Origin of the sequence: Paenibacillus sedimenti (assembly GCF_014534655.1) — a bacterium.
Taxonomy (GTDB): Bacteria; Bacillota; Bacilli; order Paenibacillales; family NBRC-103111; genus Paenibacillus_E; species Paenibacillus_E sedimenti.
Genome location: NZ_JACVVD010000002.1, coordinates 847670 through 864312, shown reverse-complemented (window position 1 = coordinate 864312; position 16643 = coordinate 847670). Strand labels below are relative to the sequence as shown.

General features: G+C 46.5%; 13 protein-coding genes. 3 read left to right on the top strand and 10 right to left on the bottom strand.

Annotation, left to right across the window (positions count from 1 at the left end; translation table 11 throughout):
- From ICC18_RS08605 to ICC18_RS08595, 3 genes are all read right to left on the bottom strand, one after another.
- On the bottom strand, positions 1–2436 hold a 2436-nt coding region (locus tag ICC18_RS08605), incomplete at its 3' end, for an S-layer homology domain-containing protein (protein WP_188173935.1).
- 281 nt (positions 2437–2717) lie between these two features.
- On the bottom strand, positions 2718–4613 hold the full coding sequence (locus tag ICC18_RS08600) for an ATP-dependent protease PrkA (protein WP_188173934.1): 1896 nt from the start codon (positions 4611–4613) through the stop codon (positions 2718–2720).
- A 369-nt stretch (positions 4614–4982) separates the two neighbouring features.
- On the bottom strand, positions 4983–6302 hold the full coding sequence (locus ICC18_RS08595; RefSeq protein ID WP_188173933.1) for a sn-glycerol-1-phosphate dehydrogenase: 1320 nt from the start codon (positions 6300–6302) through the stop codon (positions 4983–4985).
- Between the two features lie 154 nt (positions 6303–6456).
- On the opposite strand from ICC18_RS08595, the gene ICC18_RS08590 reads away from it, so the two are divergent.
- Positions 6457–7197 carry a DUF2161 domain-containing phosphodiesterase gene (locus ICC18_RS08590; protein WP_188173932.1) on the top strand — a complete coding sequence of 247 codons (741 nt, stop codon included), beginning with the start codon at positions 6457–6459 and terminating at the stop codon, positions 7195–7197.
- A gap of 10 nt (positions 7198–7207) precedes the next feature.
- On the opposite strand, the gene ICC18_RS08585 is transcribed toward ICC18_RS08590, so the two are convergent.
- The 7 genes from ICC18_RS08585 to ICC18_RS08560 form a co-directional block, all read right to left on the bottom strand.
- Positions 7208–8155, bottom strand: a complete 948-nt coding sequence (locus ICC18_RS08585; RefSeq protein WP_188173931.1) for an NAD(P)/FAD-dependent oxidoreductase — start codon at positions 8153–8155, stop codon at positions 7208–7210.
- A 119-nt stretch (positions 8156–8274) separates the two neighbouring features.
- Positions 8275–8502: a hypothetical protein gene (locus ICC18_RS08580; RefSeq protein ID WP_188173930.1), complete on the bottom strand. Its 228-nt coding sequence runs from the start codon at positions 8500–8502 to the stop codon at positions 8275–8277.
- Positions 8481–8705, bottom strand: a complete 225-nt coding sequence (locus ICC18_RS33690; protein WP_223192396.1) for a hypothetical protein — start codon at positions 8703–8705, stop codon at positions 8481–8483. The genes ICC18_RS08580 and ICC18_RS33690 overlap by 22 nt, the downstream gene beginning before the upstream one ends.
- Before the next feature lie 9 nt (positions 8706–8714).
- The gene (locus ICC18_RS08575) at positions 8715–9710 is read right to left on the bottom strand and encodes an MFS transporter (protein WP_223192395.1); all 996 of its coding nucleotides are present in this window, start codon (positions 9708–9710) and stop codon (positions 8715–8717) included.
- A gap of 105 nt (positions 9711–9815) precedes the next feature.
- Positions 9816–11129 carry an ABC transporter substrate-binding protein gene (locus ICC18_RS08570; protein ID WP_188173929.1) on the bottom strand — a complete coding sequence of 438 codons (1314 nt, stop codon included), beginning with the start codon at positions 11127–11129 and terminating at the stop codon, positions 9816–9818.
- Between the two features lie 170 nt (positions 11130–11299).
- A complete protein-coding gene (locus ICC18_RS08565; RefSeq protein WP_188173928.1) occupies positions 11300–12136 on the bottom strand; it encodes a carbohydrate ABC transporter permease in 837 nt (278 codons plus the stop codon).
- The gene (locus tag ICC18_RS08560) at positions 12136–13020 is read right to left on the bottom strand and encodes a carbohydrate ABC transporter permease (RefSeq protein ID WP_188173927.1); all 885 of its coding nucleotides are present in this window, start codon (positions 13018–13020) and stop codon (positions 12136–12138) included. Before ICC18_RS08560 ends, ICC18_RS08565 begins: the two co-directional genes overlap by 1 nt.
- A gap of 179 nt (positions 13021–13199) precedes the next feature.
- Between ICC18_RS08560 and ICC18_RS08555 the strand changes: the two genes are divergently transcribed.
- Positions 13200–14990 (top strand): cache domain-containing sensor histidine kinase, encoded by a 1791-nt coding sequence (locus tag ICC18_RS08555; protein WP_188173926.1) that lies wholly within the window; start codon positions 13200–13202, stop codon positions 14988–14990.
- Positions 14987–16618 carry a response regulator gene (locus ICC18_RS08550; RefSeq protein ID WP_188173925.1) on the top strand — a complete coding sequence of 544 codons (1632 nt, stop codon included), beginning with the start codon at positions 14987–14989 and terminating at the stop codon, positions 16616–16618. Before ICC18_RS08555 ends, ICC18_RS08550 begins: the two co-directional genes overlap by 4 nt.
- Positions 16619–16643 lie beyond the last annotated feature (25 nt).

Genomic DNA, 16643 nt, shown 5'->3' with positions numbered 1-16643 from the left:
GGTTGTTCCGCCATCTGTAGATTGTTGCACCTTAACTGCTGTTGCTCCCGTTGGCGTTGCAAAGCTAAATGCTGCCGTTGTATCCGTTTTGCTTGTGTTTGCCAAGTCAGAGATCGGCGTTAAAATAATAGAATCAATAACCTCTACCGGAATATTTACGTTAACACTCTCTCCATAAATATCTTTTACTGTAACGTTTACTTCCACATGACCTACTGCAATTGGTGATACAGTAATTGCTCCAGAATTGAATTCAATATTAACTTTCCCAGCAATGTTGTAAGTAGCACTAGTCACACTAAGTGTATTTCCATCCAGATCTGTTGCCAAATCAGAAACATTAATAGTTTTCGATCCCATACCGATTTTTAATTCGAGATTGCTCAGAGTTTTAGCTTGCGGAGCATGATTAGCTGCTGGAATATCTACTTCAGTAAGCGGACTTTCAGCTACGGCATTTCCTTCTCTTCGTTCAAAGACTAAATAAATTTTTTGATGTGCTGTATTAAAGCCGCCGACAATTTTATAATGATTTATATCTATCATTTGTTGGTCAGGAATGTATCTCTTATTCTCATCATAGAAAATAACTGAAACACCATTCGGAACATCCAGGAATAACTCATCAACCCCTGTAGAACGATTAACAATCTCAAGATTGTCAGATACCGGATCAGGTGCATTTGGAACTGTTTTTAATATAGATTGAGCTACTCGAATGCTTTCTGACTTTCCAGATTCGGTAATTGTTACGTAGACATTGTCAATTGAAGAACCAAAACCATCTGCAATATTAACTACTGTAGGTGTATTGTAATCAATAGACAGCTCTGTTATCGTTTTTGAACCAATCACCATACCATCAACTGCTGCATCATATACTTTCACAGTGGCTCCCTGAGGGACTGTAAAGATTTTTCCGTCAGTAGCAAACGGATTATTTGAAATTACTACATAATCGGTTCCATCTTTGTAGTTAAAAGTTGAAATCAAACTAGCTTTTATCTCAGCACTTTGAACTACAGTCCCACCTGGTTCATTATCTGATCCACTGTCACTTGATCCCCCACTGCTGCTAGATCCACCACCGCCGCCTCCAGTAGTAGGCGTATTAACATTCGTGCTATCTTTCTGTGAACCATCAAGCGTGTCCGGCTTCTTGTCGAAAGTTGTGCCTTTCGCGCCATCGTTAACTGTCGCCTTCTCGACTTTACCGTCTCCGAGTACCTTCGCGATTGCATCCAGAACAAGCGTCACGATTTTAGCATCTTTGCTCAAATTAATGGATGAATCTCCGGCATTGTTGCCTACATTGAATTTATTGATAGACCCGCTCGGCACTTCAACAAAGATTGATTTTGCTGCAACATCTACGTTTTCAAAATCCCCGACCAATGTAACTTTGGAGTCCTTTGGAAGCTCAGCACCCAAATCTACGTCTTTAAAGCCGTTACCCGTAACGCCCGACTCCTCAATTTTCGTACTGGATTGTACAGTCACATGCTGAACAGTTGTTGAACCTTCAGCAACGATACGAACACTGCCGTCCTTTTTATTAACGATAACAGTGACTAGCACCGTATTCTTAAAGTGAACGGAGTTTTCGCCCCCGCCTTTTACGGTTGTCGAACCTTTAACGGTAACACCTTCCAAGAACGCATCGCCGCTGCCGATTCCTTCAGCTAACACCAAGTTTCCTGTGATAGTTACATTTCTCAAAGTAACGCCTGGTGCTGTGATGACAACGTCGCCTTCGATCGTCTGTTTTCCGCTTTCTGGACCATATGTACCTGCTTTATCGTAAACAGTCGCTCTTGCTGCAAGCGCTCGGTCAATAGTTACGATAGCTTCAGCACGGGTAATGGAGGCCTCAGGACGATAAGAGCTGTCCTCATAGCCATTGATAATGCCCTTCTCAGAAAGTGCTGCAATGGCATGCTTACTCCAAAGCGCAATTTTCCGGGAATCAGCAAATTTGCCAAGTACCTTTTCTGCATCCGATGTATTCAAATTGAGAAGCTTCGCGATAATACTAGCTGCTTCCTGACGACTAATCTCATTCCCGGAACGAATGGTTCCGTCATCATAACCGCTGATGTATCCAGCCTTAACTGCTTTACCAATTTCAGCGTATTCCCAACCGGATTTATTAACATCTTTAAAAGTAACTTCAGCTGTAGCTGTAAGCCCAAACGCCCTATTGATAAACGCCATAAATTCCGCACGAGTTACGGTATTATTAGGTTTTACGGATCCGTCTGCGTAGCCTTGAATCCAACTTTTACCTTGCCATTCGTTCAACTGCTTAGCAGCCCAGTGTCCGTTGATATCCGATGGAGCAGATGCCGCGGCTGTTCCCAACATGGAAACCATCATTGCGGAGCTTACTAATACTGGAAGCATTTTTTTCATCATTTTGTTTCTAGATTGATTCATTTAGTCCTCCTAGACTCTTGTCATTGGTAGTTGATTCTTGAAGAATTATGATATATACGACAAAATTCTCTATAATATTACAAAAAAAATATAAATTTCTCATAAAGATCGGACTAAAATCGCATAAAGTTCGATGTTTATGGATTATTTTGTATTTTTGTGCAATTAATTCCCTTCACGGCACAGATGGAATAGTTCTATAGTATTACTTTGAGTTCGTCCCGCTCCGCAAACAAAAAAAGCCGTGGACAACGTCCATAGCTTTAAATCGATCGATTTATTTATCTATTCAAAAGACTTCCTACATAACGCAGCAGCTCATTCGCGCATACCGGGCAGTACCCGTGCTCGTCAATCAATTGCCTTGTCACATCATTAATTTTCTTCAGCTGCCTTTCATCCGGTGTTTTCGTTGAAGTGGTGATCTTCACGATATCCTTCAGATCGGCGAACAGCTTCTTCTCAATCGCTTCCCGCAGACGCTCGTGGCTGCTGTAATCGAACTTCCGCCCTTTGCGTGAATAGGAGGAGATGCGGATCAATATTTCTTCGCGGAACGCTTTTTTCGCATTCTCGGAAATGCCGATTTGCTCTTCGATAGAGCGCATCAGCCGCTCATCCGGATCCATTTCCTCGCCGGTCAACGGATCTTTGATTTTGCCCCAGTTGCAGTAGGCCTCGATGTTATCCAAATAATTGTCGAACAAAGTTTTGGCCGACTCCTCGAAGGAGTATACGAACGCTTTTTGCACTTCTTTCTTCGCGATATCATCGTATTCCTTGCGGGCAACGGAGATGAAATTGAGGTAGCGCTCCCGCTCATCCTTCGTAATCGATGGATGCTGATCTAGCCCGTCTTTTAGGGCACGTAGTACATCTAGCGCGTTAATGCACTGAAGATCTTGGCGGATGAGAGCGCTGGAAATCCGGTTAATGACATACCGGGGGTCGATGCCGCTCATGCCTTCCTCGATAAATTCATTTTGCATTTCCTTCAGATCGGCTTCTTTGTAGCCTTCGACCACTTCGCCGTCGTACATGCGCATCTTTTTGACCAGATCCATGCCCTGTTTCTTCGTTTCCTTCAAGCGGGTAAGTATAGAGAAGATGGCGGCTACCCGCAAAGAATGCGGTGCAATATGAATGTGCGACATGTCGCTTTGTCCAATCAGCTTGTAGTAAATCTTCTCTTCATCGGACACGCGCAGGTTATACGGGATCGGCATGACGATCATCCGCGACTGCAGGGCCTCGTTCTTTTTGTTGGCGATAAACGATTTGTACTCGGTTTCGTTCGTATGCGCAATGATTAACTCATCCGCACTAATTAACGCGAACCTCCCAGCTTTAAAGTTGCCTTCTTGCGTCAATGAAAGCAGGTTCCATAGGAATTTCTCATCGCATTTGAGCATCTCCTGGAACTCCATGATACCGCGGTTCGCTTTATTCAGTTCCCCATCGAAACGGTAGGCGCGCGGATCGGACTCCGAACCGAACTCCGTAATCGTGGAGAAATCTATACTTCCCGTCAGATCGGCGATATCCTGTGATTTCGGATCAGACGGGCTGAAAGTACCGATACCGACACGCCCTTCTTCCGAGATGAGAACACGCTCGACAAGCACGTCTTCGATGCAGCCGTTGTACTCGGTTTTGAGACGCATTTGACAGGATGGGCATAATGTTCCTTCGATCCGGACACCGAGTTCCCTCTCCACTTCAGAACGCAATTCTTGAGGGATAAGATGAAGCGGATCCTCGTGCATCGGACACCCTTTGATGGCATAAACTGCACCTAAATCAGTTTTAGAAAATTGTTCCAGACCGCGTTTCAGCATAGTCACAATTGTAGATTTACCACCGCTGACAGGACCCATCAGCAGCAATATGCGCTTGCGAACATCCAATCGACGGGCCGCAGAGTGAAAATATTCCTCCACTAACTTCTCAATGGCTCGATCAAGACCGAATATTTCCGAGTTGAAAAATTTGTAGGACTTATGGCCGCTTTGATCATTAATGCCTTGGGAAGCGATCATCTCATATACTCTGGAGTGCGCGGTTTTCGCGAGGCCAGGTGTTTTGCGAACCAAGTCTATGTACTCCGCGAACGTACCGGTCCAGGCCAGCAATTCCTTCTCCGTACGATGCTCCGTAATCCTTTTGAATATGTCCATGGGTACCTCCTTTCACTGCCGCCTTTATGAATCAGGTCAGCACGTGATGGTGAATTGTGTATTACAATCCTATGCGCCCATGGAGGATAAGTTTCCCGAAATTTTTAAGAGAAACAGTTTTCACGCTTTCATGAATTTTTCAAAACCGTACCGCAATAAAGCTTGCAAATCCAACCAACATTCGTTTCTTTGGAATGAAGGACAACCGCGATGAGATGCTGATCCTTCCGAGTTGAAGAAGAGACTAAACGATACACCGCTTCAGTAAAACCATAATGCACAGGACGAACGGAAATAAAGAATGCATAAAAAAAAGCATATTTCCGTCTGATTGCAGTCGGAAATATGCAGAAATGATGACATTGAAGCTTACAGCAAACGCTGTAAGCGCAGGATCGTGAACCGGTTGCGCACGAACAGCGCATCCTGCAATGACGCCTCCAGCAGCTCAGGCTCCACGCCGAGCTGCTCTGGCGTCACCGGTCCCTGCACAGCCTCGAGCCAAGCGCTCAGCTGCTCGGGGGCAGGGACCGCGCGGGCGATGGCTTGCACATCGCCCCAGCGCTCCGCGATGCGCGCCTTCAGCTCGCGCGCATCCAAACCTTGGCCATCCGCCGGGAAGTTCTCGGCGATGACCTGCTCCGCCATGTCCCCATAGGCCTGCCGGATGCGTACCGCATCCGATTGCTCGCTGGGGACGGCGCTTTGCGCAAGGCGCGCGGCGGCCTCGCTCGCCGTGAGCCCCAGTAGCGCCTGATAGCGCTGCGCCATAAGCACGGTCGCGACGCCCACCTTCGCGCCGTGCAGCAGCGCTCTGCGGCGCTGCTGAAGGAGCACCATCTCCCAATAGTGGGAGAGATGGTGCTCCGCCCCGGAGGCCGGCCGGGAATGGCCGACCAGCAGCATGGAAAGGCCGGATAGGATCAGGCCTTCCATGAGCTTGCGCATGCCGAGATCGGTGCGCTGCGCGATCTCGTCCAGATGGGCCGTGCACAGCTCTACGGCCTCCTGCGTCAAACGAGCGCTCAGCTCGCAGTAGTGCTCGCCGAGGAGCACGCGGCCGAGCGACCAGTCGGCGAGCGACGTGTGCTTGCCGAGCATGTCGCCGAGGCCGGCGGCGACCATCGCCTGCGGCGCCTCCGCCAGCAGCGCGAGGTCGGCGAAGATCGCCTCGGGCGCACAGGCGGGGATCGTCTGCTTGAAGCCGCGGACGATCAGCGGCGCGCCCACGGACGCAAAGCCGTCGACGGACGGCGCCGTCGGCACGGACAAGAACGGCCGCTTCGTCCGGTGGCTGACGAAGCGCACGATGTCGTGGACGGTGCCAGCGCCCACAGCGACAAGCGCCTGCGACGAAAGCGGCGTATCGAGCAGTACCTGCACGATCGCCTCCTCGTCGGCAGCGACTTCCCCCAGCGTGTTCACACGGATCACGCTGACGGACACATGCACTCGCTCGGCTTCCAGCAGACCGCGCAGCTTCTCTCCCGCCGCTTGCTGCGTCCTCCCGTCCGCCACAAGCGTCACATGGCTGTAACCGGCTTCTTTCACATAGCCGGCCAATTGCTCCATCGCGCCTCGCTCGATCACGATGTGCCGGATCGGCACCTCATGCTTTTGACCGCATGTGCAATCAAAGGTTCGCCCTAACCAGTTATCCATTGTCAAATCATTTTGGATCGAACTCATTCTCTCATCCTCCCTGATTTACGTTTGCATATTAACATGTACGTACAAGTTGTCCCATCCTATTCTATCAAAACCTGTGCTATAATGATACACATCCTGACTGCTCTCATTAGAGGTTGTTACATATGATAAGTCTGGGGGAAGCCTAACGAAGATGCCTATCCAAACCGAAACGGAGCTTTACACTCCTATTAAACAATATTTTGAAGAACGGGGTTATACCGTTCGCGGCGAAGTGAAACATTGCGACCTGGTCGCCATTCGCGGCGATGAACCCCCAGTAATCGTAGAGCTGAAAAAAAGCTTCAACATCCCGCTTCTTGTACAAGGGATCGATCGACTGCGACTAACTCAGGAAGTTTATGTCGCCTTCGAGCTTCCGAACAAGGGACGAGCTCCACACCGGCTGGCATGGGAAGATATTCGGCGATTATGCCGAATGCTCGGACTGGGGGTTATGACCGTCCAATTCTATAAACGCAAAAAGCCCGCAGTCGATGTCGTCTGCGAGCCTATTCCCTATACATTGCGCCATAACAAACGCGCTTCCCAACAAGTCATTCATGAATTTCATGAACGCAGCGGCGATTATAACGTCGGCGGCAGCACGCAGCAGAAGCTAATGACCGCTTATCGAGAGAAATCGTTGCACTGCGCCTATCTCATGCGCGAACTAGGTCCCCTTAGCCCACGTAAATTGCGAGAGTTAACCGGCAATAAAGACGTCAGTTCGCTGCTACAAAAAAACTTCTACCACTGGTATGTGCGCCAAAGCCGGGGCATTTACCATATAACACCGCTTGGCGAGAAAGCACTAACTGAGTACGCACACGTTATAGCCTCGATCCCTAAGAATGAGACAAACATGCCTGATACTTTTGTCACTATCACCTGATGCCCCCCGACTACGACCGTACCATGACTTTATATGTGTTCTTCTCTTCCTTCATTAGAAGCGCCTTGTTCATCCAGATGGCCGCTTGAGTGCCTTCTCCCATGGCAATCGTCACCTGCTCCGCATGGACACCGACATCTCCCGCAGCCCATACGAAGGGTACGCTCGTCATTTTGCTGCGGGGGTCGGTCACAATATGGCGATTCTCCAACCGTTCCGCCCCTAACTGCCTGGCCAAGTCCGACTTTACCTCATTACCGCCAAATGCGATAAATCCACGCTCCGCTTCGATCTGCCTTCCACTCACTAGCCAAATACCCCGAATACTTCCATTTTCTTCAGCGATAACCTCTTGTACATCTTCCGGCACATAAATGATCCCCTTTTTCTGCAGCTCAGCGAGGAGTTCGCTCTTCACAGCTCTTTGCTCGTGATTTACATAAGTAATATCTTGAGTCCGCCTGCTTAGCGTAAGCGCCATGTACGCTCCTGCATCCCCGGATCCCATCACAACGGTTCGTCTATTTATAACCTCATAGCCGTCACAATCCGGGCAAACGTACACCGTCAGCCCTAGACAGCTTTTCAGACCCGGCAATTCCGGCATACGGTCGAGCAGCCCTGTGGCAAGCAGCAACGTAGTTGCATCATACCCTTTGCCTGATTTCCCCCACACCTCGAAGCCGTCTCCCGGTTTTCCTTTGGATACAGCCTGAACTACTTCATCTTGTACAAAATGTACACCCAGCCGTTCTGCTTGAAGTCGACCGACCCTCCGCAGCTCTTCACCCGAGACGCCATCCGGCCAGCCCAGTACGTTGTGATAGCTGCGGCATAATGTAGAGCGGCCATACCCGGCATCAATAACGAGCACCTTATACTCGTATCTGCCCAGTTGAATGGCCGCTTGAAGTCCGGCGATACCTCCGCCTACAATAATGCTGTCGTAATTCTTCATCCTTTGCGCCTCTTTTCCCACCATGCTATAGGTTAGGATACCCTGGAGAGGACGCTTCCATGCCGAATTCGACTTTGACCACATCAGAATGAAATTCGGATTGGTGAATAAACCTTCCTTTAAACGCGGTCGATCCTCTTCGAATAACCTCGGTAAAGGTTTATCTCATAACGAAGCTGATCAAGATGCTGACTCGACATCGAATCTTGAACGAATCCGGGAAGTCCGGTACTCACATCTCGCTCCGTTCCTCCTTCTCCGAATATCGTCCAATCTTCTCGGTTCTGAAAGCCGACTTGTTGAACTCCCGCTATGGTTCTCATCATCACGATTTTTTCACAGACCATACCAAAGCAACCTGAGTAAGCGAAGCCGCAATAAGTATCCAAGGAATCCATCCTCCATCCAGCTCGCCGCCGATCGAAATTAAACAAAAAATCGATATCACCCTGCCAACATTCAAGAAAAATTCGCGAACAACCACGCTTTCAACCTTTAATTCACCTTTTAATGGCAGCTTGCCGATAAGCCCATAGTAATAGCCCGTCATGGTATTTCCTTACAAAGGCGAGAAGATCGAGTACAAAATCATAAAACTTACTACAGACCATAAATTGATGCTCCCCAGCAGCAATGTTGCGCCAATCAAATAACCAATTGTCGAAATCGCTAGATAGATACGAGCTTTGCTTGCCTGCGCATATTTGGAGATGAATACCCCCATCACAATGCTAAGGCTGGAATAGAGAACGCCTAAGTAACCTACGACATCTTCACGCGGCACTACTTTAAACAGAAGAATGTTAGGTAAAAAGAGCATCGTTCCCTGCAGCAGTCCCATGCCCAAAAATCCGAGCAATGATTTCATCCAAGCTCGATCTTTCTTCATAATAAGTCCCGTATATTTCAAGTAATAGACTTTATGATGACTGCTTGATGCTTTGATTTTCAATGAAATTAAAGTCGCTAATAGAAACATAAAGAAAGCGATGGAAAAAACGATCGTGTAACCGCTGAGGCCTTCCTGAAGCCGGATGATAAAACCTGCCAGTGCAGGTCCTGCCAATGTCGCCGCCGTAAAAAATATCATGTTAAATGCCAAATAACGGATCCGGTTTTGTTCGGTCGAAACATCGTACATCAATGTAAGATAACCTACCCAATAAAAAGCCGCGGCCAATCCATTAAAAATGGCAAAGAGAACATAGTATTCTACCAGTCTCTCTTGTGCAAGGATAACGCTTAAATAAAAGAGCGCGATTAAAATGATACCCAACCGGTAGGAGACCATGCGGTCTTTCTTTTTAATCATCCAGCCGCCTATCGCAAAACCGATCGGTGTCAGTATGAAAACAATCATACTATATGTACCATTAACAGCTAGACTTTGCGTGAGACGCCATAAATATAGATTCAAGAAAACGCCCGACATCGAGGCGCCGAATTGAAAGGTTGAATGAATAATTAAGGAAATGATTGCTTCACGAGACAATTGTTTGTCTTGTGGAAGCGGATTCCGTTTCAGTTGCAGCCATGTTCTAATTCCCACGTTCATGCTAACCCTCCAGTCTTAACCATTGTAACAGCCTAACGGGCTTCCTGTTAAACGGCAAAAAGCCCCAGCATTGACGCTGAGGCTTTATAATTCATTAATATGGAGTTACTTCTTAAGGCTATCCCATGTTTTCTGGAATTCATCCAGCATTTGATCCTTCGTATACTTCTTCGCGACATATCCCTGCATAATATCGCCGAATTTTTTACTGGAAGCTTCGCCGCCCGGGAATTTAAACCAGTTCCAGCTTAGCGTTTTGTTTTCTTTGCTGTATTTGATAATGTCAGCAGCAAGTGGTCCTAATACTTTTTCATCAGCAGGAATCGTTTTGAACGCAGGGATGAATTTGAATTCTTCTGTGATGTATTTTTTACCTACATCCGAGCTTACAAGCCAGTTCAAGAACTTCTTAGCTTCGTCTTTAACAGCGGAGTTTTTGTTGATAACCCAGTTGTTTGGTACGCCTACGTACAGCTTATCGGTTGCTGCTGCATCGTCAGTGATCGGCATTGGCAAGAAACCGATTTTGAGGTCCGGATTTGTTTTGGTGATTTGTACTTGCGTCCAGTTACCTTGTTGTGTCATAGCCGCTTTACCTGTAGCGAAATCAGTTACTTGCGTGTTGTAGTCGGTTTGCAGCGGATTTTTGTTGCCGTATTGCAATGTCAGGTCAAACAATTTGGTCCAGTTGTTGAACGCTTCGTTGCCTGGAATTTTAGCTGTGCCTTTGTTCAGACCATCGATAAAGGCATTAGGATCTTTTTGGTTTGCAAACGGCAAGTTCACGAAGTGGTTACCCAGAACCCACCATTCGCCATAACCGTTCTCAAATGGAGTAATGCCGGCGGCTTGCAACTTCTTCGCTGCATCTTCCAGTTGGGAATATGTTTTAGGAAGCTCGGTGATGCCCGCTTTCGTAAACAGATCCTTGTTGTAGATGAAGCCATAGCCTTCCAAGTTTAACGGCTGGCCGTACAGCTTGCCGTTTTTCGACATTGGTTCTTTCGCTACGTCTACGAGATCTTTAACCCAAGGTTGATCGGAGAGATCTTCCAGATTGTCGATCCATTTATCCAAATCCGAGAAACCGCCGTTGTTGAAAATATCCGGTTTGTCGCCCGAGTTGAACTTCGCCAGCAATGCTGCACCATAGTCTGCGCCGCCGCCAACGGTGTCCACTTGGATTTTCACGTTTGGATTTTGTTTTTGATATTCTTGAATTAATTTGCCAAGTTGATCGGCAATCTCTACTTTAAATTGAAACATTTTAATTGTAACTTGCTTACCGCCCTCGGCTGGAGCTGGTGTTGCTGCGCCCGGAGAAGCCGCTGGAGCAGGAGTTTCTTTTGTAGCACAGCCTGCTGCAATCACGGATAGTGAAAGCACAGCTGCCATACTGATCATTGTCAGTTTTTTCATTTAGGTGAAGCCTCCCTTTTTTTGATTGAATCTGCATACAGAGTTTTTCAATTCTTGAATTTCGTGTTTTGAAAACTCTTACATGGTTTATTGTAAACACTTACTTAAACCCGGAACACAGAGAATATTGAACATAAAGGTGGAAGATTTTGAACAGATTTGCAAAATTGTTAACCTTTTACGGAACCGGCTGTAATGCCCTCGACAATATGCTTTTGCATCGCCAGGAAGAAAATAACGATTGGCAATACGCCGAGTGTTAAGCCTGCCAAAGCTAAATCCCATTGCTTCGTATACTGACCAAAGAATGAGAACGTTGCTAACGGGATGGTTCTCAGTTCAGGACTGTTCAAAACGAGTGAAGGAAGTAAGTAATCATTCCAGATCCATAAGCTGTTTAGAATGACAATAGTCGTAGACATAGGCTTCAGCAGCGGGAAAACGATTCTCCAAAATACCCCATAAGGCGAACTTCCGTCGACTGTCGCAGATTCTTCAATTTCCAAAGGAATGGATTTAATGTATCCATGGTACAAAAATACGTTTAGCGATACCCCAAATCCAAAATAACATATAACCAAACCGAGCTTACTGTCCATAAGTCCAACTTCACTAGCAACTTTCACAAGCGGAATCATGATGGATTGGAACGGAATAACCATGGCTGCAACGAAAGCAATAAAAACTAAATTGTTAAATTTACTGGAATTTCGAACCATACGATAAGCGGCCATGGAGCTGATCACGACAAGTCCTACATTGCTCAGTACGGTAATGATCAGGGAATTCAGAAACGCGCTTGGAAATTTCATGATCGTCCAAACCTTCGTATAGTTGCCAAAGTACAATTCTTTAGGAAGTTTGGCTGTATTCGCAGCTAATTCCGGAAATGTTTTCAGCGAGTTCGCGACAACGAAGTAAAAAGGAATCAAGAATAGCAGTCCAAGCACAATGCCTAGCACTTCAAGCGTGAATAGCCGGGCTGAGTATTTTTTTACAGTTTCCATTAGGCTTCAACCTCCTTGCGTTTCGTATACATGACTTGGATGGTCGAAATAATGGCAACAACAATGAAGAATACTAATCCTTTTGCCGTTCCCAAACCGTAGTTGTTATTACGGAACGCTTCTTGGTAAATGTTGATCGATACGGATTCCGTTGAATTGAACGGTCCGCCTTTGGTTAATGAGAAGTTGATGTCGAAAATTTTAAACGACCAGGAAATCGTTAGGAAGAGACAGACTGTAACAGCCGGCATAATGAGCGGGACGATAATATTGCGAAGCACCTGCGTGCGCGTAGCTCCATCGATATATGCAGCTTCAATCATATCTTTAGGCACATTGGAAAGAGCCGCAATGTAAATGATCATTAAGTAGCCGGCACCTTGCCATACACTGACGATGACAATGGCCCAAAAAGCGGTAGGCGCATCACCCAACCACGGAAGTTGGAAAAAGCCGATGTTCGTCAATTCTCCTAACGTTCCGAAACCTTTGACAAAAATGAACTGCCAAATGAAACCGAGAAGCAGTCCGCCGATGACGTTCGGCATAAAGAAAACCGTACGAAGCACATTTCGCGTTTTCAGTGCCTGCGTAAGCAGCAAAGCAAGCAGAAAACCGACGAGATTCGTAAGAATCACGTTGGTCACGGTCAATCTTGTCGTGAACCAGAACGAGTTGCGGTAATCTCGGTCATCGAACAGAATATGCTTGAAATTGTCCAAACCGTTGAACTTCACTGTTGCCGATACCCCGTTCCATTCTGTAAACGAATAATAAATACTCATGAGAAAAGGAGCAACGACAATCAGTGTGAAAAAGATCAGCGCCGGGCCAACAAACACCCATTGCTGGAATAGTCCTGACATCCCTTTGTTGTTTTTCATGGGAATTTTCCCCCTTACGTATAATAACTGTAGGATAAATAAGAGTAATCTACCTTTTAAGTATAAATTCCTTACTCTGTGCAAAACACAGAATATCGTGATGCATTAGGTGGAATTTGTTGACCTCTCCTGCTACAATGTAGGGGAAAAACACCTCTAAGAAACCGAGATGATGCGCATTGATCCGTAATAGCATACGCAATAAATTAATTCTCTTTTTGCTCTTGGCCACCTTGGTTCCATTTATTACTTCTGTTGTCGTTTCGTATTTCTTTACCAAGCAGAAGGTGACTGAAGATACGATTAATAGCAGCGCCGTCTTGATTTCACAAGGAAAGACCAATCTCATTAACTATTTGAATAGCGTCGCTCAAGCTTCTCTTACCATTTATACGAATGAAAATCTTTACACCATTTTGGAGCGGGAAACCGACATTGATTATTTAAATGAAAAAGATATCTCCGTCGGACTCCAGGTCATGTCCCACTCCATTAAAGAAATTAAGCAAATTTATCTATACGCGGCCACGAGTGACCGTTCTTACTTGATGGTCAGCGACATTCCACGGAGCTCGAGCGGTAAATTCGAAAATCTGCGTCCTTTTCCCGAAGATAAGGTCGTCTATTTCGAAACCACCCATGAAAGCAATAGCTATGGCATTCCACTTTCAGTTTATTTTGCTCCTTCACCTGTATTGTCTATGCATCGCAAAATCATGTACTCGCCGAACAACACCTCCATCGGTGAACTGGTGATCGATCTTGAGCTCAATTTAATTTCGGAAATATGCCAAAACTTATTTACCCACGACCAGGAAGAATTGTACATCCTTGATGAATCCGGTTTTATCGTTTTCGGTCCGGATCCATCGAAATGGGGACAACCTGTAAGCGGCACTTGGGCCGATGAAGCGATTCACAGCCAGGCTGATAAAGGCAGCTATGAGTGGACCAAAGGCCCTTACGCAGGAATGAATGTCTATGAGAAAATGATGACTGACTCAGTGAATTGGACTATCGTCAAACGCCTGCCATATGAGCAGTTAACAAAAAATGCGAAACAATTGACCTTAATCAATTCCCTTGTCCTTACGCTTTTTCTGGTCATTGTAATTGCCGGCACAGTCTTTATCAGCATTCGTTTTACAGCTCCGATCAAAAAGCTTATTCGTTATATTACACGAATTCAATCCGGGCAAATGAACACCGATATTGAGCTGACCCGGACAGATGAGCTAGGTATCCTTGCCAATCGATTCCATACTTTGATGCAGGATTTAAATCAAATGGTGATGCGCGAATATCGGCTTGAGCTTGCGAACAAATCCAACCAGCTTATGGCGCTGCAGGCGCAAATTAACCCTCACTTTCTCAATAACGCGCTTCAGTCCATCGGAACGCTTGCTCTCCAGCACGATGCGCCTAAAATTTATGCGCTGATTTCATCACTTGCCAAAATGATGCACTATAGCATGAACACAAGCGAATCCGTCGTTCCTTTGCGTAAAGAACTCGATCATATCAAATCCTATCTGGAGCTGCAAAAACAGCGCTTTGAACATCAGTTTGAAATCATATACCGGATCGAAGAGAGCACATACGCCATAACCGTCCCCAAAATGATGCTGCAGCCGCTTGTCGAAAATTATTTCAAGCATGGATTTAAACCGGGTTCAAGTACGGGCTTATTAAGCATCCAATCGGCAATAACGGTGGAAGTGGACCGCAATTTACTCGTCATAACTGTGGAGGATAACGGCGTAGGAATGACTGAAGAACGGATGAGGGAGGTCAAAAACAGGCTGAACGCCCCTCCCATTTCGGACGAAGCAAGCATCGGACTTAGCAATGTCCTTACGAGAATAAAGCTTTATTTCACGGATGAAGCCAGATTGGAAATTGAACACGCTGAACCTCATGGTCTGCGAATTATCATTACGATTCCCATACAGAAGGAAGCTAACCAATGAAAGCACTAATTGTCGACGATGAAAAACACGTTAGGGATGCGATACGCCTTCTAGTGAACTGGCAGGAGCACCGGATCGAAACCATTCTCGAAGCTCCGGACGGTGAAGCCGCCATGGAGTTAATCGAGCGAGAAAAGCCGGAGATTATCATGACAGACATGATGATGCCCGTTATGAATGGCGTCGAGCTGCTCGAATGGCTGCAAACGAACGCGCCGGATAGCAAGACGATCGTCATCAGCGGGCACGATGACTTCTCTTTATTGCGCCATACCGTCAAATACGGCGGTACCGACTATATCTTGAAGCCGATCGATGCCGATCAGCTGAATGAAGCATTGTCCAAGGCCATTCATGCGTGGACTAAAGATGAAGAGCACCGCCAGTTGAACGTCAATCGAAATATTGAGATGAACCGGATTAAACCTGTTTACTGGGACAAGCTGCTTTCGAATTTAATTGCGGAGCCTTCGACTTACGAAAGTTCCGCCGAACAGCTCGAAAAGGAACTGGGACTATCCCGAGATACGCGTTACTGCCGGGTCGCCATTCTTTCGCTCGATACGATGGAGCGAAGTTTGAAAAATAAGTTCAGTTCCAACCTCGATCTGCTGTTATTCTCGCTCGTTAACATTTGCAACGAGTTTCTCCGCAGCGATCAACGGGGTTTCGCATTCCGCTATTGGAACAGCGATAATGAGATCGTGCTCTTTTTATGGAAAGAACAGCGTGATGCCGAATCTTTCTTGACGAAAATTAATGAAGGCATGCGGATTACGTTGAAAAGCCGTGTCGATTTTGGTATCGGAGGCTCACATCCGTTTCCCCGCGACTTATCCGTCTCCTATCGGGAGGCCCGGGAGGCGTTGAGACAGCGGAATCTGATGGCTAAAAACACCTGGATTCACAGCACGCTCAAGCCTGCGGCAAAATCTGTACATCGTGCGCTGTCCTTTAGCCATTATGAGGAGCGTATACACCTTGCGATTCGCAGCGGCAGCAGCGAGCAGATTGAGGAATCCGTTCAACAATGGATCGATGCGGTGAAGCAAATCGACTACATTACGCTGGAGCAGCTTGATCACTGGTGGCGTGAATACACGGTTATGACGCGCCGATGGGTGCATGAGTTTTTCCCCAGCAAGACTGAAGAAGAGGTCAAGCAGATGCTCGCTAGCGAGCCCGCTAGCTTGATTGTCCCGCTTGACGAACACGGTATTCTATCCCTGCCGCTTTGGCAGCAGGAGCTGACTCGCAGCATGGTTCAGCTGTCCAAACGATTGCTTGAGAATCAGCAGAAGGACAAAAACGTGATTTTTGAAATCGCTGCTTTTCTTGATCAGCACTATCACGAGGATATTACGCTGCAGGATATCGCGAACCGCTTCTTCTTGAGCCGCGAGTATATTTCGCGTAAGTTCAAACAGGAGTTCGAAGTCAACTTATCCGATTATCTAGGCCAAATTCGGATGGATAAAGCAAAAGTATTACTGCAAAATCCGCATCTTCGTATTTCGCAGGTCGCCGAAATGGTCGGCTATCAGGATGAGAAATATTTCAGCAAAGTTTTTAAAAAACAAGTGGGAATTTCCCCGAACGAGTACCGGAAAAACTCGAAATCTAGCTAAATTTCTGATAAAAACTGGAATATGG